At 61.3% G+C, this 20,414-nt stretch carries 24 protein-coding genes and 1 pseudogene; 11 read left to right on the top strand and 14 right to left on the bottom strand.

Translation table 11 applies throughout. From position 1 onward, the window contains the following. Positions 1 to 8: 8 nt before the first annotated feature. The 3 genes from VCJ09_RS19840 to VCJ09_RS19830 all read right to left on the bottom strand — a co-directional run bounded on the left by VCJ09_RS19840 (position 9) and on the right by VCJ09_RS19830 (position 1,460). Positions 9 to 182, bottom strand: a complete 174-nt coding sequence (locus VCJ09_RS19840) for a DUF3094 family protein (protein ID WP_324731776.1) — start codon at positions 180 to 182, stop codon at positions 9 to 11. Between the two features lie 82 nt (positions 183 to 264). Beyond that, positions 265 to 759, bottom strand: a complete 495-nt coding sequence (locus VCJ09_RS19835; RefSeq protein ID WP_324731775.1) for an MOSC domain-containing protein — start codon at positions 757 to 759, stop codon at positions 265 to 267. A 71-nt stretch (positions 760 to 830) separates the two neighbouring features. Then, a complete protein-coding gene (locus VCJ09_RS19830; RefSeq protein WP_324731774.1) occupies positions 831 to 1,460 on the bottom strand; it encodes a DUF1780 domain-containing protein in 630 nt (209 codons plus the stop codon). A gap of 112 nt (positions 1,461 to 1,572) precedes the next feature. On the opposite strand from VCJ09_RS19830, the gene VCJ09_RS19825 reads away from it, so the two are divergent. Next, a complete protein-coding gene (locus tag VCJ09_RS19825; protein ID WP_324731773.1) occupies positions 1,573 to 1,710 on the top strand; it encodes a hypothetical protein in 138 nt (45 codons plus the stop codon). A 132-nt stretch (positions 1,711 to 1,842) separates the two neighbouring features. Further along, complete coding sequence (locus VCJ09_RS19820; RefSeq protein ID WP_324731772.1) at positions 1,843 to 2,532, top strand: energy-coupling factor ABC transporter permease; 690 nt, start codon at positions 1,843 to 1,845, stop codon at positions 2,530 to 2,532. Between the two features lie 201 nt (positions 2,533 to 2,733). Here the strand turns inward: VCJ09_RS19820 and yacG are convergent, their stop codons facing one another. Together yacG and coaE are read right to left on the bottom strand one after the other, a co-directional pair. Then, positions 2,734 to 2,940, bottom strand: coding sequence for a DNA gyrase inhibitor YacG (gene yacG / locus VCJ09_RS19815; protein WP_324731771.1), 207 nt, complete (start codon positions 2,938 to 2,940; stop codon positions 2,734 to 2,736). Beyond that, positions 2,937 to 3,545, bottom strand: a complete 609-nt coding sequence (gene coaE, locus VCJ09_RS19810; RefSeq protein ID WP_324731770.1) for a dephospho-CoA kinase — start codon at positions 3,543 to 3,545, stop codon at positions 2,937 to 2,939. The genes yacG and coaE overlap by 4 nt, the downstream gene beginning before the upstream one ends. Before the next feature lie 728 nt (positions 3,546 to 4,273). Between coaE and VCJ09_RS19805 the strand changes: the two genes are divergently transcribed. Continuing rightward, entirely contained in the window at positions 4,274 to 4,810 is a 537-nt protein-coding gene (locus VCJ09_RS19805) for an REP-associated tyrosine transposase (protein WP_324731769.1), read from the top strand. Between the two features lie 280 nt (positions 4,811 to 5,090). Here the strand turns inward: VCJ09_RS19805 and VCJ09_RS19800 are convergent, their stop codons facing one another. The 3 genes from VCJ09_RS19800 to pilB are packed head-to-tail and all read right to left on the bottom strand — an operon-like array spanning position 5,091 to position 8,894. Further along, positions 5,091 to 5,963 (bottom strand): prepilin peptidase, encoded by an 873-nt coding sequence (locus VCJ09_RS19800; RefSeq protein WP_324731768.1) that lies wholly within the window; start codon positions 5,961 to 5,963, stop codon positions 5,091 to 5,093. Positions 5,964 to 5,966: 3 nt separating this feature from the next. After that, positions 5,967 to 7,187 (bottom strand): type II secretion system F family protein, encoded by a 1,221-nt coding sequence (locus VCJ09_RS19795; RefSeq protein WP_324731767.1) that lies wholly within the window; start codon positions 7,185 to 7,187, stop codon positions 5,967 to 5,969. A 3-nt stretch (positions 7,188 to 7,190) separates the two neighbouring features. Next, positions 7,191 to 8,894, bottom strand: coding sequence for a type IV-A pilus assembly ATPase PilB (pilB, locus tag VCJ09_RS19790; RefSeq protein ID WP_324731766.1), 1,704 nt, complete (start codon positions 8,892 to 8,894; stop codon positions 7,191 to 7,193). A gap of 234 nt (positions 8,895 to 9,128) precedes the next feature. Here pilB and VCJ09_RS19785 point away from each other — a divergent pair, with 234 nt between their 5' ends. The 5 genes from VCJ09_RS19785 (at position 9,129) to VCJ09_RS19765 (ending at position 12,689) form a co-directional block, all read left to right on the top strand. Beyond that, a complete protein-coding gene (locus VCJ09_RS19785; RefSeq protein ID WP_324731765.1) occupies positions 9,129 to 9,314 on the top strand; it encodes a type IV pilin protein in 186 nt (61 codons plus the stop codon). Between the two features lie 31 nt (positions 9,315 to 9,345). Continuing rightward, positions 9,346 to 9,837, top strand: coding sequence for a hypothetical protein (locus VCJ09_RS19780; RefSeq protein ID WP_324731764.1), 492 nt, complete (start codon positions 9,346 to 9,348; stop codon positions 9,835 to 9,837). A gap of 251 nt (positions 9,838 to 10,088) precedes the next feature. Continuing rightward, entirely contained in the window at positions 10,089 to 10,898 is an 810-nt protein-coding gene (locus tag VCJ09_RS19775; RefSeq protein WP_324731763.1) for an ABC transporter permease, read from the top strand. A gap of 1 nt (position 10,899) precedes the next feature. Continuing rightward, a complete protein-coding gene (locus tag VCJ09_RS19770; protein WP_324731762.1) occupies positions 10,900 to 11,739 on the top strand; it encodes a tetratricopeptide repeat protein in 840 nt (279 codons plus the stop codon). Further along, positions 11,736 to 12,689, top strand: coding sequence for an ABC transporter ATP-binding protein (locus VCJ09_RS19765; protein ID WP_324731761.1), 954 nt, complete (start codon positions 11,736 to 11,738; stop codon positions 12,687 to 12,689). The genes VCJ09_RS19770 and VCJ09_RS19765 overlap by 4 nt, the downstream gene beginning before the upstream one ends. A 129-nt stretch (positions 12,690 to 12,818) precedes the next feature. Here the strand turns inward: VCJ09_RS19765 and VCJ09_RS19760 are convergent, their stop codons facing one another. The 6 genes and pseudogenes from VCJ09_RS19760 to nadC form a co-directional block, all read right to left on the bottom strand. Continuing rightward, positions 12,819 to 13,151, bottom strand: a complete 333-nt coding sequence (locus tag VCJ09_RS19760; protein ID WP_324731760.1) for a type II toxin-antitoxin system HicB family antitoxin — start codon at positions 13,149 to 13,151, stop codon at positions 12,819 to 12,821. After that, positions 13,148 to 13,402, bottom strand: a complete 255-nt coding sequence (locus VCJ09_RS19755; RefSeq protein WP_324731759.1) for a type II toxin-antitoxin system HicA family toxin — start codon at positions 13,400 to 13,402, stop codon at positions 13,148 to 13,150. The genes VCJ09_RS19760 and VCJ09_RS19755 overlap by 4 nt, the downstream gene beginning before the upstream one ends. Positions 13,403 to 13,531: 129 nt before the next feature. Next, positions 13,532 to 13,660 (bottom strand): annotated as a pseudogene (locus VCJ09_RS24905) (transcriptional regulator); the annotation flags it as partial. Positions 13,661 to 13,881: 221 nt separating this feature from the next. After that, the gene (locus VCJ09_RS19750) at positions 13,882 to 14,166 is read right to left on the bottom strand and encodes a type II toxin-antitoxin system RelE/ParE family toxin (protein WP_324731758.1); all 285 of its coding nucleotides are present in this window, start codon (positions 14,164 to 14,166) and stop codon (positions 13,882 to 13,884) included. Further along, positions 14,156 to 14,398: a CopG family ribbon-helix-helix protein gene (locus VCJ09_RS19745; protein ID WP_324731757.1), complete on the bottom strand. Its 243-nt coding sequence runs from the start codon at positions 14,396 to 14,398 to the stop codon at positions 14,156 to 14,158. Before VCJ09_RS19745 ends, VCJ09_RS19750 begins: the two co-directional genes overlap by 11 nt. A 294-nt stretch (positions 14,399 to 14,692) precedes the next feature. Next, entirely contained in the window at positions 14,693 to 15,541 is an 849-nt protein-coding gene (gene nadC / locus VCJ09_RS19740; RefSeq protein ID WP_324731756.1) for a carboxylating nicotinate-nucleotide diphosphorylase, read from the bottom strand. Positions 15,542 to 16,017: 476 nt separating this feature from the next. On the opposite strand from nadC, the gene VCJ09_RS19735 reads away from it, so the two are divergent. The 3 genes from VCJ09_RS19735 (at position 16,018) to ampE (ending at position 20,074) form a co-directional block, all read left to right on the top strand. Beyond that, positions 16,018 to 18,309: a DUF1631 domain-containing protein gene (locus tag VCJ09_RS19735; RefSeq protein ID WP_324731755.1), complete on the top strand. Its 2,292-nt coding sequence runs from the start codon at positions 16,018 to 16,020 to the stop codon at positions 18,307 to 18,309. A gap of 368 nt (positions 18,310 to 18,677) precedes the next feature. After that, positions 18,678 to 19,241, top strand: coding sequence for a 1,6-anhydro-N-acetylmuramyl-L-alanine amidase AmpD (ampD, locus tag VCJ09_RS19730; protein ID WP_324731754.1), 564 nt, complete (start codon positions 18,678 to 18,680; stop codon positions 19,239 to 19,241). Continuing rightward, positions 19,238 to 20,074, top strand: a complete 837-nt coding sequence (gene ampE / locus VCJ09_RS19725; RefSeq protein ID WP_324731753.1) for a regulatory signaling modulator protein AmpE — start codon at positions 19,238 to 19,240, stop codon at positions 20,072 to 20,074. Before ampD ends, ampE begins: the two co-directional genes overlap by 4 nt. Positions 20,075 to 20,414: the final 340 nt, after the last annotated feature.

Genomic DNA, 20,414 nt, shown 5'->3' with positions numbered 1-20,414 from the left:
GAAGCAGCTCATAGCACCAGGCGACTCAGAAGGCGGCTCAGCAGGCCCAGGGCGATCACCACGCCGACAATGATCAGCAGCAAGCGCCACACCTTGAAGGGTTGACGTTCGACTTGATGCTGGGGGGCACTCAGGTACTGGTCGACGCGTTTTTGATCGTCGGGACTCAGGCGGCTGGACATAAGAACCTCGAAGGATCAGACCGTGGGGAAACACTGCGGTTCTCGGTCGGCCTGTGGATGGTGGCTATTCTAGCCGTGGCGTTCACAAGGGCTCAACGCACAGGTCGTCATTCAGACGAATAATGCCGCCTTCCAGTACGCGGGCGGTGATGCCGCCATGACCGCGCACCGCCTGGAAGGTACCTGGCCCCAAGCGTTCTTCGAGCCGCGCACAGGGCTGGCACCAGCCGGTAGTTTCCAGCACGGCCTGGCCGATGCGAAAGCGCCGGCCCTTGAGGCTGAACAGGTTGATACCACTGATGGCGATATTGCGGCGCAGATCCTGCGGCTGGATCGGTTGTGTGGCGGGACGGCCGAGCAGGGCGCCGATCACTGCCAGGTGTTCCCACTGGATCAGGGTGACCTGTCGCGCATTGCGTGGCCCGGGACGGCTGTGGTCGCCGGTGAGGCCGGCTTCATGGCGCGCCTCCACCGCATCCAGTGCGAGCATGGCGCCGCGCGAGGCGGGACGTACGCCAATCCAGCGCACCTGGCCACGTTGCGGTACGGCCGCGAGCAGTTCTTGTAATGGACTCATGGCGGCTCAGTGTCTCTCGCGTGCTGTCATCAGGTGGGCCGGATTGCAGGGCGTTTCAGCGTCTCAGGTCATCACAGGCTGATGCCGACATCGAACAATACGCTGCGGCCGAGGTTGCTGCGCAGAAAATCTGGCGCATCGGGATGAGCAAACAATACCCGCGCAAAGGTCGGGCCGACCAGCGACAGCGAGCGCCAGCCCTGACGCAGGAACTCGGTGGGCGGCGGGAAGTGGCTGTTGAAGTCAGGGACGGCGCGTTTCAGGCTGACGAACGCCAGCATGTCCAGTTCGCCAAGGTCGAGGCCGCGTTCGCTGTAGTTGTGCGCTTTCTTGCGCAGGGTCGTCGCCAGGCGTGCCTGCAGCTCGGCGGCCCCGATACGTCTGGGTTTGGCCTCGCGCTTTACCAGTTGGCTGAGTGAGAAGGCACTGCGCCGGCGTTCCAGCTCGGCGCGCCACTCCTCGGTGAGGCGCCGGCCTTCGTCGAGCACGAAAAACACCTCGAAACTGGCCTCGCGAAACAGTACGTCCGGCGGTTCCTGCTCGGCCGCACTGAACTCCTCGAGTCGATGGCTGACGTTCAAGGCTTGCAGCAGGCGCTGGCACACCCAACGCTCACGCTCCCACTTGCGGGCGTTGGAAAGGAATTCATTAGCCTGCTCGGCCTGGTGCGTGAGCAAGCGCAGGTAGTCGGAATCATCCATGCCTACAGCTTAGCCTGCAGTCATGGGGGCTTGGTAGCCCCTGGGCCGTTCCGTCCGGTTCAAGCCTGCGCGGCCCGCTACATCCTACAAAAACGCTGCGGCCCCGTAGGATGTGGTTGAGCGCAGCGATACCCATCAACTGGTTGCCCTGCCGCCGGATTTTATTGATTTGCCGCAGATCGTCGTGATGGGTATCGCTGCGCTCAACGCCATCCTACAAAAACTCATCCTGCGGCATGGTCAAACATGACCTGCCAGGCTAAGGGTTGCGGGTTGTTCCGGATTTTCCGGGCGGCATTGCGCTTCGGCCGCGAAGCGTTATTCGTCGTCTAAGCACCGGTGTAGACTGGCTGCGTCCATCATTCAGGCGTAGGCGCTACCTATGATCGCTGCCGAACTGCTCTCACCTGTCAGCCAGATCATCGGCTGGGCACTTTATCTGCCGCTGGTCTTCTGGGCCATATGGCGGGCGCCGTGGCTGGAGTTGTTCAGCGACCTGCGGCGCCAGCATCTGGTCTTCGGGGCGGTGTTCGCGCTATTTGTGCTGTGGCTGGTGCGCCGCGATTTCGACTCGGGGTTGTCTTACCATGTCATCGGCATGACGGCGGTGACGCTGTTGCTCGATTGGCCGCTGGCGATCCTCGCCGGGTTTATCGCCCAGCTCGGCATGCTCCTGTTGGGCCGCCAGGACTTGGCCGCGCTGGGCATGAACGGTGTACTGCTGGTGTTGATTCCGGTGCTGGTCACCGAGCTCTGTGCGCTGCGGGTCGAGCGCGCGCAGTCGCGCAATCTGTTCGTCTACATATTTTTTAGCGGCTTCTTCCCTGCGGCCCTGGCCGCCTTGCTGTGCATTCTGGCCGGGCTGGGGGTGTTGTGGGTCGGCGGCCTGTTCCCGATGCCGCCCTGGCTCGGGGATTTCGTCGGCTACCTGTGGCTGGTGATCTTTCCCGAGGCGTTCATCAATGGAATGCTGGTTACCGCGCTGGTGGTGTTCTACCCCGACTGGCTGGAAACCTTCAATCGCACGCGCTACCTGTCTGCCCCCTGGAAGGACGACGACAAGCCGCGTTGAGTGCGAGGCGGCAGTCCGTAGGGTGGATTAGCCGCGCAGCGGCGTAATCCGCCGTCAATCTAGAGGTGCGCGGTAAGCGGTGGAAACGCCAGGGGCGGTTCTACCCTACGCTCTGATCCCCGTCGTTCCGCCTCCGTAAGCTGTGCCGTGCGCACCCACGGTCGTGCTCACGGCGTGGGCTTATTGGCATGGCTCCAGTCGTCAGTGCTGGCGCGGCGGCAGATCCAGATCGCTGGAGAATAGGTCGTCTTCCAAGCCGCCACCGGGGATGGCGTGTTCTTCCGAGGCCCAAGCGCCTAGGTCGATCAGCTTGCAGCGTTCCGAGCAGAAAGGTCGTTGCGGACTTTGTGGGCCCCATTCGACCGGGGCGTTGCAGGTGGGGCATTTCACGATGGTGGGTTGGCTCATGGTTGGCCTCCGCGCAGGGTCAGGTAAAAGGTGTGCAGGCGTTCGACTTCGCTTTTCAACCAGGCCAGGTCGCGATCATTGAGCAGCACATCATCGGCATGCTGCAGACGTTGTTCGCGGCTGGCCTGGGCCTTGAGAATCGCCTGCACCTGTTCGGCCGAGCTTTGGTCGCGCTGCATGGCGCGCTGCACTTGCAAGTGCTCGGGTGCGTCGACCACCAGCACGCGCTGGGTCAAGCGCTGTTGGCCGGATTCGACCAGTAGCGGCGACACCAGAATCGCGTAAGGCGACTCGGCGCGCGCCAGGTATTGGCTGATTTCCTGACCGATCAGCGGGTGCAGTAGGGTTTCCAGCCAGCGCCGTTGCTCGGGGTTCTGGAAAATCAGACCGCGTAGCGCCACGCGGTCGAGCTGACCGTCAGGCCGCAACACCCCTTCACCGAAGTGCTCGACGATCTTGGCCAGCGCCGGCGTGCCCGGCTCGACCACCCAGCGCGCCGCATGATCAGCATCGACCAGATGCACGCCTTGATCGATAAAGTGCTGGGCGACTGCGCTTTTACCGCTGCCAATACCGCCCGTGAGGCCAAGAATCCAGGGTTTCATCTTCGGGTGCGGCTCTCGTTGGCCATAAACAGGGCAACAATTGTAGAGCAGGAGCCGGCGCCCTGGCGAATCAGGTGGCGGATCCGCGGCGCCCGCAGGGCTTTTGTAGGATGCGGCTCACCACAGCCTACAAAAATGGTGCAGCTGCCAACCCGTAGGATGGTGTTGAGCGTAGCGATACCCATCAAGCGGTTGCGCAGCCGCCGGGTTTTATTGATTTACCGCAGATCGTTGTAATGGGTATCGCTGCGCTCAGCCTATGCGGCCCACCACAGCCTACAAAAACGGTGCAGCTGCCAACCCGTAGGATGGCGTTGAGCGTAGCGATACCCATCAAACGGTTGCGCAGCCGCCGGGTTTTATTGATTTACCGCAGATCGTCGTAATGGGTATCGCTGCGCTCAGCCTATGCGGCTCACCACAGCCTACAAAAACGGTGCAGCTGCCAACCCGTAGGATGGCGTTGAGCGTAGCGATACCCATCAAGCGGTTGCGCAGCCGCCGGGTTTTATTGATTTACCGCAGATCGTTGTAATGGGTATCGCTGCGCTCAGCCTATGCGGCCCACCGCAGCCTACAAAAACGGTGCAGCTGCCAACCCGTAGGATGGCGTTGAGCGTAGCGATACCCATCAAGCGGTTGCGCAGCCGCAGCGGTCGCCATCATTTAATCAATCCACTTGCATCAACTACACTGGCCCAGCCCTGCCTTGCAAAGGACTGCAGCCCATGACCGCTTACCGTCGCGATAACACGCCGGGCGCCACCTGGTTTTTCACCCTCAACCTGGCTGACCGCCAACGCGGTTTGCTCACCACGCAGGTCGACCTGCTGCGCGCCAGTTTCGCTGGGGTGATGCGCCGGCATCCCTGGCGTATCGAGGCCATCGTCATCCTCCCTGATCACCTGCATGCCCTCTGCACCCTGCCGCTCGGCGATGCCGACTTTGCCGTGCGCTGGCGGCTGATTAAAACCGGCTTCTCCCGCGCCTTGCCTGGCGGCGAACAGATTGGCGCCAGCCGACGGGGCAGGGGCGAGCGCAACATCTGGCAGCGGCGTTATTGGGAGCACCGCATCCGTGATGACCAGGACTTCGTCCGGCATGTCGACTACATCCACCACAACCCACGCAAGCACGGCCACGTACAACGAGTAGCCGATTGGCCGTGGTCGTCCTTCCACCGCTATGTGCGGGCGGGTTTGTTACCCGAAGATTGGGCCGGAGCAGATGATGGCCCAGACAGCGAATACGGCGAGCAGCAATAGGTGGAGTGATCGTTTACAGCCAACCGGCCGCCACAGGGCTTTTGTAGGATGCGGCGGCCGCGTAGGCTTTTGTAGGATGTGGCGGGCCGCGTAGGCGTGAGCGCAGCGATACCCATCACCGGTTGCCCAGCCGCCGGGTTTTATTGGTTTGCCGCAGATTGCTGTGATGGGTATCGCTGCGCTCAACGCTACAGCATGGGTATCGCTGCGCTCAACGCTACAGCATGGGTATCGCTGCGCTCAACGCTACAGCATGGGTATCGCTTCGCTCAACGCCATCCTACGGCCCAAACCCGGCAAATTGGAGGTAGGTTCCGGTGATCTGCTCGCCCCACATCAGGGCGATCCAGCCGGCGATGGCCAGGTAGGGGCCGAACGGGATGGGGGTGCTGGTTGCGGCGTTGCGCAGGCGCAGCATGATCAGGCCGAGCACGGCACCGACCAGCGACGACAGCAGGATGGTCAGCGGCAGCACTTGCCAGCCGCCCCAGGCGCCGAGCATGGCCAGCAGCTTGAAGTCGCCATAGCCCATGCCTTCCTTGCCGGTCACCAGTTTGAACAGCCAGTACACCGACCACAGGCTCAGGTAACCGCCAATCGCGCCCCACAGGGCGGCTTCCAGGCTGGTGAGCAGGCCGAAGTAGTTGGCGATCAGCCCCAGCCACAGCAACGGCAGCACCAACGAGTCCGGCAGCAGTTGATGGTCGGCGTCGATCAGGCTCATCGCCAACAGGCCCCAGCTCAGCAGCAGCATGCCGGCGGCCTGCCAGGTGAAGCCGAAATGCCAGGCCACATACGCCGACAGCAAGCCGCACGCCAGTTCCACCAGCGGGTAGCGCAGGCTGATCGGCGCCTTGCAGTTGGAGCACTTACCGCGCAGGAACAGGTAGCTGATTACCGGGATATTCTCCCAGGGGCGAATCTCGTGGCCGCAGTGCGGGCAGCGCGAATTGGGCAAAATCAGGTTGAAGATCGGTCCGCTGGGTAACGCAGGCAATTCCAGGATTTCCCGCGCCTGGGCCTGCCAGTCGTGCTGCATCATCACCGGCAGGCGATACACCAGCACATTGAGAAAGCTGCCGATCAGCAGCCCGAGCAGCAGGCAGATCAAGGTAAAGGCCGGCAAATTGCCGGCCAGGAACTCTAGCGTCATGAGTTAGCCAACCACCGAACCCAGCTGGAAGATCGGCAGGTACATGGCAATGATCAAACCGCCGACCAGCACGCCGATAACCGACATGATCATCGGCTCCATCAGGGTGGTCAGGTTGTCGACGGCGTTGTCCACCTCGTCCTCGTAATAGCCCGCGACCTTGTCCAGCATCTCGTCCAGCGAGCCAGATTCCTCGCCGATGGCGGTCATCTGGATGGCCATGCTCGGGAAGATGCCGGTGCTGCGCATCGAGAAGTTCAATTGGGTACCGGATGACACGTCATTGCGGATCTTGTGCACGGCATTGCGGAACACCACGTTGCCGGTTGCCCCGGCCACCGAGTCGAGGGCCTCGACCAGCGGCACCCCGGCGGCGAAGGTCGTCGCCAGCGTGCGGGCGTAACGTGCCACCACCGCCTTGTACATGATGTCGCCAACGATGGGCGCCTTGAGCAGGGTGCGGTCGAGGAAGTCGCGGAATTTCTCCGAGCGCTTGAACACCCATTTAAACGTGAAGGCAATGGCGAATATGCCGAAAATAAACATGAACCACCATTCCTGCAGGCCGCGCGACATGTTCACCACCACCTGGGTGAAGGCCGGCAGTTCGGCGCCGAAACCGGCGAACACACTCTCGAATTGCGGCACCACCTTGATCAACAAAATCGCCGTGACGATCACCGCCACCACGATCACCGCGATCGGGTAGGTCATGGCCTTCTTGATCTTGGCCTTGAGTGCCTCGGTCTTTTCCTTGTAGGTGGCGACCCGGTCCAGCAGGGTTTCCAGCGCGCCGGACTGTTCGCCCGAGTCGACTAGGTTGCAATACAGGTCATCGAAGTACAGCGGCTTCTTGCGCAGCGAGGCGGCGAAGCTGTTGCCCGCGGCCACCTCCTGCTTAACCTCGTCGATCAGTTTGCGCATGTTCGGGTTGTCGAAGCCCTCGCCGATGATCTCGAAGGACTGCAGCAGCGGCACCCCGGCCTTCATCATGGTGGCCATCTGCCGGGTGAACAGGGCGATATCCATGGGCTTGATCTTCTTGCCGGCGCTGAACAGCGACATCGGCTTCTTGCGCACCTTGAGCGGGTTGATGCCCTGCTTGCGCAACTGGGCCTTGATCAGGGCAGGTGACTGCCCCGTCAACTCGCCCTTCATCTTGCCGCCTTTCTTATCGGTGCCTTCCCAGATGAAAACGCTGGTTGTTAGTGCTTTGGCCGCCATCGGTTAGTCCTTTGTCACGCGGTTCACTTCTTCGAGGCTGGTGATGCCCTGCATGGCCTTCAGCAAGGCTGAAGTACGCAGGTCATTGAAGCCGTCTTTGCGCATTTGCACGGAGATATCAATGGAATTACCTTCCTCCATGATAATCCGTTGCAGTGCAGGCGTGTTTTTAACCACTTCATAAATTCCGATACGGCCTTTGTAACCGCCGTTGCAATTTTCGCAGCCGACCGGGGCGTAAATCTTGAAGCTGCCGAGCTGGTCTTGCGGGAAACCTTCCTCAAGCAGCGCCTCGCGCGGGATCTGCACTTCCTTCTTGCAGTGGACGCACAGCTTGCGCGCCAGGCGCTGGGCAATGATCAGGCTGACCGAGGTGGCGATGTTGAACGAGGGCACGCCCATGTTGCGCAGGCGGGTCAGGGTTTCCGCGGCGCTGTTGGTGTGCAGGGTCGACATCACCATGTGCCCGGTCTGCGCCGCCTTGATCGCGATGGAGGCGGTATCCAGGTCGCGAATTTCGCCGACCATGATGATGTCTGGGTCCTGGCGCAGGAAGGCGCGCAGCGCGGCGGTGAAGTCCATGCCCTGCTTGGGGTTGACGTTGACCTGGTTGATGCCTTCCAGGTTGATCTCCACCGGGTCTTCGGCGGTGGAGATGTTCACGTCCACGGTATTGAGGATGTTCAGGCCGGTGTACAACGACACCGTCTTGCCCGAGCCGGTCGGCCCGGTCACCAGGATCATGCCCTGCGGTTGCTTGAGCGCGGCCATGTACAGGTCTTTCTGCCCGGGCTCGTAGCCCAGTGCATCGATGCCCATCTGTGCGCTTGAAGGGTCGAGAATCCGCATCACGATCTTCTCGCCCCACAGCGTTGGGCAGGTGCTGACGCGAAAGTCGATCGACTTGGTCTTCGAGATGCGCATCTTGATCCGTCCATCCTGCGGCTTGCGCCGCTCGGAAATATCCAGTGCCGCCATCACCTTCAGCCGCGCCGAGATGCGTGGTGCCAGCTGGATCGGCGGCCGGGCGATTTCCTGCAGAATGCCGTCGGTACGAAAGCGCACCCGGTAGGCTTTCTCATAAGGTTCGAAGTGCAGGTCCGAGGAGCCGCCCTTGATCGCGTCCAGCAGCATCTTGTTGACGAAGCGCACCACCGGCGCGTCGTCGGCGCTTTCGCCAGCGACACCCTCTTCCTTGTTCTCATCCACCACTTGCACGTCGAGGCCGTCGAGGTCGACGTCGGCCAGGTCTTCCATGCCGCTGTTGGCCGCCTCGAAGAACTTGTCGATGGCCTCGCCGAGCTTGTCGTCCTCCACCAGCATCGCTTCGGTGCTCAGGCCGGTGCTGAACTGGATGTCGGTCACCGCCTGATGGTTGGTCGGGTCGGACAGGGCGACGAACAGCTTGTTGCCACGGCGGTACAGCGGCAACACGCGGTGCTGGCGACACAGCTTTTCGCTGACCAGGTCGTGCGGCTGGCTGTCCTTGTCGATGGCCTTGAGGTCGCACAGCGGCACGCCGAATTGCTCGGAGGCGATTTCCGCCACTGCCCGGCTGCTGGCCAGCTTGTTCTGCACCAGGTAGGACACCAGCGGGATCTTGTTGCGCAGCGCCTGGGCTTGAGCCTGGGCGGCGGCACGTTCGTCCAGTAGTTCGGCGTTGACCAGTTGTCGAGCCAGGCCGGTCAGATTCGGAGTGTCGTTCATTACAGCCTGCTAATCGAAGGGCGGCGGATGCTGCTGACTTATAGCCTAATCGCGCGCCAAGCCCAAGTGTGGTAGTTGTCGCTGACAAAAAACGTCAGTTGTTGCCCCGTTGGAGGCCGATAACTTGCTCCGGGTTAGCAAAAAATCCCCGGCGCGGCGAGTTCTGTCGAGTTGGCACGCCATCTGCTTTATCCCTCACAGGTCGCTGACCTTAATCACAACAGGAGCTTGACCATGAAGTCTCTCAAGAAACAAAAAGGTTTTACCCTGATCGAACTGATGATCGTGGTTGCGATTATCGGTATTTTGGCTGCCATCGCTATTCCGCAGTTCAACGAATACCGCGCCAAGGCGAACGATTCGACAGCCAATGTGGATGCTAAGAATATTTATACAGTTATGGCTTCGGCTCAACGCTGAGCTTGAAATGATTCGTTTTGGAGATCGTGAGATGACAAAGAATATTTTAGCTTTGCTGGTGGCTGCTGGTATTTCTGCAGGGGTTATGGCTGCCGATAACGCAGGGACAGCGATTCCTGCCAATGGCGTTATTACAACTGTTGCTGCTGCGGGCTGCTCTCTGTTGAGTGAAGATGTGGTTTTGAATCTTTCGTCTGGTGTGAAGGGTTCCTATGCATGTAATACCGCTCTGAACGTTGTCGCTGTTGCGGCCTGTCATCCGAATGGGCGCAAGCAAGGCGTGTCAGTTGATTGTGACCCTGTTCCAAGGGATGCGACTGCTCCGGGTGGCGCATACGTCCCCCCACAAGGATGTGCGGTGAAGGCTAGCCCTACAAGTCCAAATGATGGATCCATGATCGTGCAGGGCGGGGTTACCTACGCTGCAAGTTCCCGTGGTGGGCGGGTTCAGGGCGTTCAGGCGTTGGCCTGCACCGCAGCTGGCAACGTCAATACTGAAGTTGCTACTGCTGCGGGTTTGTAATAGTGCTCGCTTCTGCAAGTCGGGCTTGTCTCGGCTTGCAGAGTGCGGGAAATAAAGGTGTATTGCTCAGGTTTTTGTGGGTTGGTAGTGTTGTTTTCTTATATTGGTTTTGAGTGCTTTTGTTCTGATGTGTTGGGTGTTAGTGAGTAAATGGGTCAGAGCCGATTTCACCTCTTTATCGTCTAGTTAATAATGGGCAATCCCCGTGTTATGACTTTTTAAATTTCCCAATAAATTCCTGATGGCCGCTTATGCTGTATTCCCCTGATTTTCTAACCGGACTTCGCTTGGCCTTGCGCGCCCGCTATCTATGGCTGGCGAGTTGTTCGTTGCTGGTGCTGGCCTTGGCCGCGCTGTTGGCCGCCCAGTTCAGCGGTCGCCAGCCCGCCACCGTGGCACTGGATGTCGGCCTGTCGGTGATGCGCCTGTTGCTGCCGCTGGTGCTGGTACTGATGACCCAGGAATTGCTCTCGCGCGAATTCGATCGGCGCTATTTCCTCAATACCCTGACCTACCCACGCCCGCGGCATAGCCTGTTGCTGGGGCGTTTTCTCGCGGTTGCCGCTTTGACCCTGGGTCTGCTGCTGTTGCTGGCGCTGCTGCTGGCGCTGCTGGTCTGGCTGGTCGGCCAGGGCTACGCACAGGGCACGCCGGTAGCCCTGGATCACCACTACCTGGTCACCATCGGCTTTATCGGGGTGGACCTGCTGCTGCTGAGCGCGTTGGCCTGTCTGCTGGCGGTGGTCGCCTCGACCCCCAGTTTCGTCCTGATCGGCACCTTCGGCTTTATGCTGGTGGCGCGCTCGTTTGCCGCCATTATCGAACTGCTTAGTCGTGACGCTTCAGTGGTTGGCGATGCAGAGAGCTACCGCACAGGCGTTGGTCTGCTTGGCTATCTGCTGCCGGATCTCGGCGCGCTGGATGTGCGTATGGTCGCGCTGTACGGCAAGATGGAATTCCTGCCGGCCGACTGGCCCTGGCTGCTGCTCTCCAGTCTGGCCTATATAATCGCCCTGCTGGCGCTGGCGGTCTGGGCGTTGCAACGCAAGCGGTTTGCCTGATATGCGCAGCCGCTACGTTCCCCTTTTGCTGGCCCTGCTGGGTTTTGCCGCCTTTGCCGGCATCGCCTTCTGGCGCGCCCAGCAGCCGTTGCCGGTCGAGCAACCGCAGGTGCAGGATCGGGTGGTGATCGCCGCGCCCATTCTGTTGGCGCTGTATGGCGGCGATCGTTTTCTCGCCGCCGACCTGGAAACCATGCGCCTGGCCGCCACCGGCATGCAGGAGGGGCAGAGCGATACCCAATACCTGATTCGTGCCCAGCAGGTGGCCGCGCAGTTGAATGCCTGCCATGAAGACAACTATTACCTGGCCAACGGCCTGCTCACCTGGGGCGGCGCGGTCAGCGAGGGCAATCAGGTGCTGCGCGCGGCGGTGCAGTGCCGGACCTGGGATTTCGTTCCGGCTTTCTTCTATGGCATCAACCTGGCGTTCTTCCAGCGCGATATCGCCGAGGCGCAGCGCATCCTCGAGCTGGGCGCGCAGCGCTCGCCGGAGAATGCCGCGGGCCTGCGTAAATTGGCGGTTATGCTGCAGGCGGAAACCTTCGTCGATGAGAAGCTGGCCCTGAATTACCTGCAGCAGCAGCGCGACGCCGCCAGCGATCCCAAGCTACGCGATATGCTCGACAAGCGCGTCGTTCGGCTGCAAGGCCTGGTCGCCCTGCGCGAGGCGCAGCGCCGTTTCGAGCGCAACAACGGCGCGCTGGAAAATCTGCAGCAGCTGGTCGAATCCGGTTTTTTGCCAGCCTTGCCGGATGACCCGCTCAGGCTCGGCTATGAACTGCGCGAGGGGCGCATCATCTTGAAGAAATTGAAGATCGCCGGCATGGAGGATCAGTCGTGAGTGCTGCACTGGAGTTTCATGGCGTCAGCCAGACCTTTCGCGTCAAGGGCAAGCCGGTGCAGGCGCTGCGCGAGGTCAGCTTCAGCCTGGCCGAGGGCGAGGTGTTCGGCTTCGTTGGGCCGAATGGCGCCGGCAAGTCGACCACCATCAAGGTCATGCTCGACATCATCAATGATTACCAGGGCCGGGTCAGCCTGTACGGCACCTGTGCGCGCCAGGCCGAGGCGCGCCAGGGCGTGGCCTATGTGCCGGAAGCCCCGGCGCTGTACGAACAGTTCACCCCGCTGGAAATCCTGCGTATGGGCTTGTCCATGTACGGCATCCGCCGGGCGGACGAGAAAGCCTGGTGCCTGCACTGGCTGGAGCGCTTTTCCATCGAAGCGACGGCCAATCGGCGCATCCGCGAACTGTCCAAGGGCACGGTACAGCGCGTGGCGCTGGCCCATGCCATGGTGGTGCAGCCCAAATTGCTGGTGCTCGATGAGCCGCTGTCCGGCCTCGACCCGGTCGGGCGCAAGGATGTGGTGGATATCCTCAACGAATACAAAAACCAGGGCGGCGCGATCTTCTTCACCTCCCATGTGCTGCACGACGTCGAACGCATCGCCGACCGCTTCGGCTTCATCAACCAGGGCGAACTGCTGACCGTGCGCTCGCCGCGCGAACTGGCGGCCGAACGCGCCGATTACCTGCTGGTGCGCTTCAATGCCGAACACGCCATCCAGCCCGGCGCCCGCCAATTGCGCGACCGCGAGTTCGAATGCGAACTGACCCAGGCCGCGCTGCCGGCCTTCATCGCCCAACTCAACCAGACCGGCGGCCACCTGCTGGCGGTAAAACCCGCGGTATCGCTGGAAAGCGTCTTCTTCAAAATCCTCGACGACGCCGCCCGCAAACCCCAACCCCAGCCTACCCCCGAGCCATTACCGCCAAGCAAAGTGCCGGCATAACCCTGCGATCCGTCGTGTTCGACTCTTTGTAGGATGGCGGCCCCCGTAGGATGGCGTTGAGCGCAGCGATACCCATCGAGTGGCTGCAAAAGCGCCGGGTTATTGGTTTGCCGCAGATCATTGTGATGGTTAGGCGTGCGCCTCGCGGCTGATTACGTCGGCTACCCACTGGTTGATGCTCTTGTGGGCCAATTCAGCCTTCATGGCAACGGTGGCGTGCAGTTCTGGCTCCAGGCGCAGACTGAGCTTGCCGGAGTAGGGCTTTTGCGGGGCGCGGCCAAGCGTGGCGCAGGTTTCGAGGTAGTCGTTCACGGCCTCTTCGAATGCCGTGCGAAGCTCATGCACGGACTCGCCATGAAAGCCCACAACATCGCGGATTCCGGCGATATGACCGACGAATACGCCGTCCTCTTCGCTGTAGTCGATGCGGGCGGCATAGCCTTTGTAGTTCATCACGCTCATGGGGTAACTCCTGCTTGCTCAAGGAAGGTCCGCGCATCGCGAACCTGGTAGGGCTTGGCCTCCTTGTCTGGATGGGGGCGATGGAAGGTGACGATCACGCCATTAAGCTCGAAGCGTACTCGCGAACCATTGCCTTCTATGGTTCGGGCTCCCGCTGCGATAAATAACGACTCGATGCGCGTCCATTCAAGTGTGCTCGGCACCGGCTTGGCGAAGATGGCTTTGAGGGTGCTGAGCTGTTTGTTATTCATGGTATTACAATACGATACCGTATTGATTCGCGCAACGATGCATACGGATCGTAGTGTTAAGTCGCCGCAGACAGTGCGCCATGGTTTGTCGGTGGAAAGCTGGGGTCAGACCACGGTTTATTCCCGCGGTCAGTGGTTGGCTATATGCCGGTACGGCTGGATCAAGCTTTCCGCCGGGATGCCAAACATATCGTGCAGCTTCCAGATCATCGGCAGCGTTAGCGCCCGCTTGCCGTTGAGCACCTCATAGACTCGGTTCCCGATGGTTCCCATGCTCTGCGTGGTAACCCTGCCGTGGACGCTCTGCGTCCGTCGTGCTGAGACGCGGAGCGTCTCGGGCTGCATGCCCACGCGGACGGTTCGACGCCTCGACGTGGGAGCGATCAAAGTCGCCGCAGACGCTTGCGCCGTTTACCGCGGTTGCGCGGCGCACCCTGCGGGCGACGACCTGGCACGAGATCGTAGGAATCGTACCGCCCCTACCAACGTTGCGGAAGGCTTCGTGAGGTATGGAATACCCGCAGGATTTCTACCGCCTGGAGGTTGACGCGATAGGGGATCAGGTAGCGAGAGTCCGGCACCAGCAACTCACGGGTGCCGGGAATTCGGCCGGGGCGCCCAAGCCCTGGTTGTGTTTCAAGCAGGGCTACGGCGGCAAGGATTCGTGACGCGGTTCGCTGTGCTGTTTGGGGGTCTTCAACTGCAATGAAGGCGATTTCGTCGTCGAGATTGCGCAGGGCCGTCCGTAGCCACTTAATCTGCATTCACGCTCCACTTGTCGCGCAGGGCTTCTACTTCGCCGGGGCTTGCGAAGTCACCGTTATCGGCTTCATTCAGTGCAGTTTGTATTTCCCTGACCTGCCATTCGTTCAGCTCGATGTACTCGCGAATGGCTTCGGCGGCAAGAAAAGACCTGCTTCTGTTCGTCGAACTGGCCAGAGCATCCAGGCGAGCTTTGGTGTCTTCTTCCAGGCGGATGGTCATTGTGGTGGACATGTTGACTCCAGCTTGTGCTTGCATGTGTACAAGCTAGCACATAAGCGATCTTGGGCATGAGTCATGAGCTAGGTTGTGACGAGCTGTCATTGCGTGGTTCGACAGATTACGCCGCTGGGCGGCTACTCCATCCTACGGGTTGCGAATTTACAATCACGGTATGACGGCGCGCCGATCGTAGTGTGGAATCGCCGCAGGCGCTTGCGCCGTTTACCGCGATCCAGGCATGGTCGCACCGTCGTGGCGCGGCCCGCGGCGGATTACGCCGCTACGCGGCTAATCCACCCGACGAATCTATAAACTCAGGCGCATCGACAGGTCCACCGCCTTCACGTCCTTGGTCAGGGCGCCGATCGATATGTAATCGACGCCGGTCTCGGCGATTGCGCGCAGGGTGGATTCATTTACGCCGCCCGAGGCTTCCAGCTTGGAGCGGCCCTGGGTGATGGCGACCGCTTGGCGCATGTCGTCCAGCGACAGTTCGTCGAGCATGATGATGTCGGCGCCGGCGTCCAGGGCTTGTTGCAGTTCTTCCAGGCTTTCCACTTCGACTTCCACCGATTTGCCGGGGGCGATTTTGTGCGCGGCTTGCACGGCTTCGACGATGCCGCCGCAGGCTGCGATGTGGTTTTCCTTGATCAGGAAGGCGTCGAACAGGCCGATGCGGTGGTTGTGGCAGCCGCCGCAGGTGACGGCGTATTTCTGCGCCAGGCGCAGGCCGGGCAGGGTCTTGCGGGTGTCGAGCAGTTTGACTGCGGTGCCTTGCACCAGGTCGGCGTACTGCTGGCAGCGGGTGGCGACAGCGGACAGAGTCTGCAGGAAGTTCAGGGCACTGCGCTCGCCGCTGAGCAAGGCGCGGGCCGGACCTTCGAGATGGAACAAGGCCTGGTTGGGGCTGACGCGCTCACCGTCGCGGACCTGCCAGTGCACGGCGACGCGCGGGTCGAGCCGGCGAAACACGGCATCGACCCAGGCGCTGCCGCAGACCACCGCGGCTTCGCGGGTGATGATGGTGGCGTGGGCCAGACGCTCGGCGGGGATCAGTTGGGCGGTGATATCGCCGCTGCCAATATCCTCGGTCAGCGCGCGACGGACATTGGCCTCGATTTCGGCAGTCAGGTCGGCGAGGGTTAGGTTCGGCATGGTGGGCTCCACTGTCAGGGTCGGGCGATTATAGGGATTGCCGAAGGCGGGTGCAGCGAGATTGCTAATCGCGGGTGCTCGGAGACTTTCATTCGATGCGGTTGAACGCAGCGATACCCATCGGCAATCTGCTGCAATCGCCGCAATGCGCCTGATGCGTGGCTATGGGTGCCGCTGCGCTCGCAGCTATCCTGCGGGCGCGTCGCCCGAATAAGCCTTGGCGCAATCCGGGGCGGGGGTGGTTGTCTGGCTTGAATGATTGCGTTGGTCGGGTTCTGCTCGTCGTCGTAAGGCTGGTGCTTTATATCTGTGACCTGGGTCATATCCGCAGGAAAAGTCTGTTTTGGGGTGGATGCGGTATACCTATAATGACTTTATGGATATTGACGCCATAACCTTGACGCTAGGGATGACGCTCGGTTGGTTGCTATGCAGATCGGTTGGCCCAGGCAGGGGCAGTCTGCAGGAGAGTCGCAATGAAGACTGACGCGAAAGTGGTGCACCTGAACAAGGTGGCCGCGGAGCAATCGCCCACTTCACCGGGAGGAAGACTGCCCGTGGCGCTCATTCATCTACGCGACAAGGCTGCGCTGCAGCTCAAGCACGCCTTGCAAGCGCTGTTCGACAATGCCGACGATACGCTGTTCGATATGGCGGATCGGGCGGCCAGTAACGCCGAGCAAAACGCTTTCTTCGAGGCTATGCGCGATCTGCGTTTGAAGCGCAAGAATATCGAGCGCGGCTTCCTGCAAAAGGTCTTCGAGCCTTTCGCCACCCTCAACCAATACGAGATCGGCAAGCCGCCTATGGAGGCCGTCTCCTTCGACAGCCTGGCGCTGGTGCAGAACGATGAGCTGGAGGAGTCCGTGGCGCTGGATGCCATGGTGGCCAAGGTCATGAGCAGGGACAGCATGGGGGTCAGCCATCTGACCACGCGCTTGAATGCCCTGGTCAGCAAGAAGCTCGACGACAAGTCCAACCCGCTCGGTCCCGCTGCGCTCTGTGCGGCTTTTCTCGAGGCGTGCAGCAGCTTGGGGGTGGAGATCAAGGTCAAATTGATCATCCTCAAATTGTTTGAAAAGTATGTGTTGGCCGATCTCGATCAGCTCTATGCCGAGGCCAATCAGTCGCTGGTCGCTGCGGGTGTGTTGCCGGAGCTGAAATCGGCACCGGCGCGGCGTAACCCGGGTCGTTCCGGGGCAGCTGCGCGCGGCCCGGCTGAGCCGGCGGGCGCCAGTGCTGGCGAGCAGGCCGGCGACGGCGTGCAGGAAGTTTTCGTGGCGCTGCAGGAGCTGCTTGGCCAGGTGCGCGGCAGTGCCATGCCGCGGCGCGAACTGCCGGCCGACGCGTCACCGATTACCAGTCACGACTTGATGCGCCTGCTCTCCCATATGCAGCAGCATGCCCCCCTTCAGGTTAGCGATGATTTCGATCTGCGTGAGCAGCTCGAACAACTGCTCAGTCGCGCCAGTGCCAGGAGCGGCAAGGCCCGGGTGGTCGGCGAGGTGGATGAGGACGTTATCAACCTGGTGTCGATGCTGTTCGAATTCATCCTCGATGACCGCACCCTGCCGGATTCGCTGAAAGCGCTGATCGCGCGCTTGCAGATCCCCATGCTCAAGGTCGCGGTGCTGGACAAGACCTTCTTCAGTCGTGGCAGTCATCCTGCTCGGCGGTTACTCAATGAAATCGCCTCGGCCGCTCTGGGCTGGGGTGAGCAGGACGAGACGCAGCGCGGCAGCCTGTATCAGAAGATCGAGCAGATGGTGCAGCGCCTACTCAACGACTTTGTCGATGATCCACTGATTTTTTCCGAACTGCTGGCGGACTTTCTCGCCTTTACCGGTAACGAGCGGCGGCGCAGTGAGCTGTTGGAGCAACGTACTCGCGACGCGGAAGAGGGCAGCGCCAAGGCCGAGCTGGCTCGGCGCCAGGTCGAACGGGCACTGAATGAGCGGCTGCTGGGCAAGCGTTTGCCCGAAGTGGTGGTGCGCGTGCTGCAGGAGGCGTGGAGCAAGGTATTGATGCTCACCTGTCTCAAGCACGGCGTCGACTCGCCCGAGTGGCAGATGGCGTTGGCGACCATGGATGATCTGGTCTGGAGTGCGCAACCCCACGAGGATCCGCAAGCGCGCCAACGCTTGCTCGAGCTGGTGCCGGGGCTGCTCAAGGCGCTGCGTGAAGGCATGGCCAGTGCGGCGTTCGATCCGTTCTCCACGGGTGAGTTTTTCAGTCAACTGGAAGATCTGCATGTGCAGTCTATTCAGCGATTCAAACAAGTGATGCCAGCGGTCGAAGCGCTGGCAGTGCGCGCGAACGACGATCAACCGCATGACGCCGTGGCTGCGAGCGGTGACGAGCCATCCTTGCTGGAGCTGCCAGCACCGACAGAGTTGTCGGCGATGATCGAGGTAGTCGAGGAGATCGTGCTGCTGGCCCCGGGGCAAAGCAGCGCGAGCGAACCTGAAATCTGCCTGGCAGATGATGACGAAGCCCTGCTGCGAGTCGATAACCTGCGGGTAGGTAGCTGGGTAGAGTTTCAGGAAGACCAGGAACACAAGCTGCGTTGCAAGCTGGCCGCGGTGATCAAGCCAGCCTGCAAGTACATCTTCGTCAACCGCACCGGCATGAAGGTCCTGGAAAAAACCCGTATGGGCCTGGCGGTCGAGTTTCGCCGCAATGCCATCCGCCTGCTCGATGATGCGCTGCTGTTCGACCGGGCGCTGGAATCGGTTATCGGTAACCTGCGCAAGCTCAAGGGCGCCTGACCTGGCTCGCTTTCTCTGGCCCTTGTGCAGGGGGGCTACGGCCCTTGGGGCCGCCTAAAGCTTCGCGGCTGAGCGGAACGCCGCCGGGACCGCCCTACGGTCGAGAGCAATCCGCGATCCGTAGGGTGGGTTAGCGGCACCACGCTCCGAACGATCAGGCGCCGCGATCGTGGCGCGCCGCGTAACCCACCAGGCGATATACCGGGTTGCGCCGATGGTGGGTTACGGTGCATCAGATCTTGCCGGGTCATCGCTATCGGCAACATGCACCTAACCCACCCTACGATCTGTCGCTGCGCTCTGAGGGGATCGCCCCTTGGCCCCGTTGCCGGCCTGCTCTAGAGTGGAGGCTCGTTCAAGGAGCCTTTATGCAGCCGGATCCTCGCAGTGGTTGGTGCCAAGGTGTGCGCCACTGCCCGTCCCCCAATTTCAATGAGCGCCCGCAGGGTGAGGTTTCCCTGTTGGTGATCCATAACATCAGCCTGCCGCCGGGGCAGTTCGGTACCAGCAAGGTGCAGGAGTTTTTCCAGAATCGCCTGATCGTCGATGAGCATCCATACTTTGCCGAGATAGCGACGTTGCGCGTGTCGGCGCATTTCCTGATTGAACGCGACGGCGCCATCACCCAGTTTGTCTCGTGCAACGAGCGCGCCTGGCATGCCGGGCAATCGTGTTTCGCCGGGCGCGACAACTGCAACGATTTTTCTCTGGGGATTGAGCTGGAAGGTACTGACGAACAGGCCTTCACCGATGCGCAATATGCCGCATTGGTTGGCCTGACGGTCGAGTTGCAAAGGGCGTATCCGGCGCTCACCCTGGAACGGATCTGCGGGCACAGCGACATCGCTCCGACCCGCAAGACTGACCCCGGCCCGGCGTTCGACTGGTCGCGCCTGCGCGCTGCACTGATGGATAGGAAGGAGAAATCATGAGTTTTCTGGTGTTGTTGCTGGTGCTGTGGGTGGAAAAATTCTCGGCCTGGCGCAACAAGATCCAGCAGGACGGTCCCTGGTTGCGGCTGCTGGCCTGGGCGGAGCGGCAAGCGAGCTTTATCGAGAGCCCATGGTTGGCGATCGTGCTGCTGGTGGTTCTGCCGCTGGTGGTGCTGGGGCTGCTGCTGGTGCTGCTCAAGCCGCTGGCCTACGGTTGGTTGGCGTTGCCGCTGCACCTGCTGGTGCTGATCTATAGCCTTGGGCGTGGCGATTTGCAGGCGGCGCTCGGGCCGTTTCGCGACAGCTGGCGGCGCGGCGACAGCGAGGCGGCCTATCTGGTCGCCCGCCGTGACCTGGCTCTGGAGGCCGACGAAGAGGGCGCGCTGCTGCAACAGGTGCAGGGTCATCTGGTGTGGCAGGCCTACCAGAGTTTATTTGCCGTGATCTTCTGGTATGCACTGCTTGGCCCGTTGGCGGCCTTGGCTTATCGGCTGCTGGCTCTGCTGGCCGAACATGCTGAGCAGGAAGTCTTGCGCGAGCGCGCCGTGCAGCTGCGGCATGCCTTCGACTGGTTGCCGGTGCGGGTACTGGCGGCGAGTTTCGCCCTGGTCGGCAATTTCGTGGCGGTCAATCGGGTGTTGCTGCACGAATTGTTGAGCTGGGACATCAGTGCCGCACAGTTGGTGATCGATGTCGGGCGTGCGGCCTGCGAAACGCCGGCGCCGGTGATCGGCGAAGTCGGGGTGAGCAGCCTGGACAGCTTGTGGCAGCTGCTGGTGCGCGCTGCCGTGCTCTGGTACAGCGTATTCGCCCTGTGGGCGCTGTTCTACTGATCATTCGCGCTCGCAGGCTTTTGTAAGATGTGATTGAGCGCAGCGATACCCATCGGCGCTCATGCGTCATCATCGGTCAATCAGTCCATATACGCATAAGCTTCGGCGCTCTCCGGGGCGCGGTTGCGCGTGCGGCAGATTTCCCGGCGTTCATCCGGGCCACTGTGAGCGGTATCGCTGCGCTCAGCCTACGCGGCCCGCAGCATTCTACGGCTGCCGGTCAGCCTGCGCTCGCCGGGCAAGGCACCCGCTCCTGCTGACGGCCCACGCTTGGGATATGCGCGTGCTTAACCTTAAGTTACAGAGACTGGCGTCGATAACAGGTATACAAGGTGCTGTG

This window comes from Pseudomonas paeninsulae (assembly GCF_035621475.1).
GTDB classification, from domain to species: Bacteria; Pseudomonadota; Gammaproteobacteria; order Pseudomonadales; family Pseudomonadaceae; genus Aquipseudomonas; species Aquipseudomonas paeninsulae.
Note: the sequence above shows the minus strand (reverse complement) of the source record. Positions and strands in the feature narration are given on the sequence as shown.

Excerpts from the sequence above, each read along its gene's own strand:
- VCJ09_RS19760 (WP_324731760.1), bottom strand. The coding sequence starts at position 13,151 with ATGAGCGTGATGAACTACAAAGGCTATGCCGCCCGCATCGACTACAGC.
- coaE (WP_324731770.1), bottom strand. The coding sequence starts at position 3,545 with ATGAAACCCTGGATTCTTGGCCTCACGGGCGGTATTGGCAGCGGTAAA.
- VCJ09_RS19785 (WP_324731765.1), top strand. The coding sequence starts at position 9,129 with ATGAAGTCTCTCAAGAAACAAAAAGGTTTTACCCTGATCGAACTGATG.
- ampE (WP_324731753.1), top strand. The coding sequence starts at position 19,238 with ATGAGTTTTCTGGTGTTGTTGCTGGTGCTGTGGGTGGAAAAATTCTCG.
- VCJ09_RS19770 (WP_324731762.1), top strand. The coding sequence starts at position 10,900 with ATGCGCAGCCGCTACGTTCCCCTTTTGCTGGCCCTGCTGGGTTTTGCC.
- VCJ09_RS19820 (WP_324731772.1), top strand. The coding sequence starts at position 1,843 with ATGATCGCTGCCGAACTGCTCTCACCTGTCAGCCAGATCATCGGCTGG.
- VCJ09_RS19755 (WP_324731759.1), bottom strand. The coding sequence starts at position 13,402 with ATGAATAACAAACAGCTCAGCACCCTCAAAGCCATCTTCGCCAAGCCG.
- VCJ09_RS19795 (WP_324731767.1), bottom strand. The coding sequence starts at position 7,187 with ATGGCGGCCAAAGCACTAACAACCAGCGTTTTCATCTGGGAAGGCACC.
- VCJ09_RS19805 (WP_324731769.1), top strand. The coding sequence starts at position 4,274 with ATGACCGCTTACCGTCGCGATAACACGCCGGGCGCCACCTGGTTTTTC.
- VCJ09_RS19835 (WP_324731775.1), bottom strand. The coding sequence starts at position 759 with ATGAGTCCATTACAAGAACTGCTCGCGGCCGTACCGCAACGTGGCCAG.
- ampD (WP_324731754.1), top strand. The coding sequence starts at position 18,678 with ATGCAGCCGGATCCTCGCAGTGGTTGGTGCCAAGGTGTGCGCCACTGC.
- VCJ09_RS19775 (WP_324731763.1), top strand. The coding sequence starts at position 10,089 with ATGCTGTATTCCCCTGATTTTCTAACCGGACTTCGCTTGGCCTTGCGC.
- VCJ09_RS19830 (WP_324731774.1), bottom strand. The coding sequence starts at position 1,460 with ATGGATGATTCCGACTACCTGCGCTTGCTCACGCACCAGGCCGAGCAG.
- VCJ09_RS19750 (WP_324731758.1), bottom strand. The coding sequence starts at position 14,166 with ATGCAGATTAAGTGGCTACGGACGGCCCTGCGCAATCTCGACGACGAA.
- pilB (WP_324731766.1), bottom strand. The coding sequence starts at position 8,894 with ATGAACGACACTCCGAATCTGACCGGCCTGGCTCGACAACTGGTCAAC.
- VCJ09_RS19735 (WP_324731755.1), top strand. The coding sequence starts at position 16,018 with ATGAAGACTGACGCGAAAGTGGTGCACCTGAACAAGGTGGCCGCGGAG.
- VCJ09_RS19780 (WP_324731764.1), top strand. The coding sequence starts at position 9,346 with ATGACAAAGAATATTTTAGCTTTGCTGGTGGCTGCTGGTATTTCTGCA.
- VCJ09_RS19800 (WP_324731768.1), bottom strand. The coding sequence starts at position 5,963 with ATGACGCTAGAGTTCCTGGCCGGCAATTTGCCGGCCTTTACCTTGATC.
- nadC (WP_324731756.1), bottom strand. The coding sequence starts at position 15,541 with ATGCCGAACCTAACCCTCGCCGACCTGACTGCCGAAATCGAGGCCAAT.
- VCJ09_RS19745 (WP_324731757.1), bottom strand. The coding sequence starts at position 14,398 with ATGTCCACCACAATGACCATCCGCCTGGAAGAAGACACCAAAGCTCGC.
- VCJ09_RS19840 (WP_324731776.1), bottom strand. The coding sequence starts at position 182 with ATGTCCAGCCGCCTGAGTCCCGACGATCAAAAACGCGTCGACCAGTAC.
- yacG (WP_324731771.1), bottom strand. The coding sequence starts at position 2,940 with ATGAGCCAACCCACCATCGTGAAATGCCCCACCTGCAACGCCCCGGTC.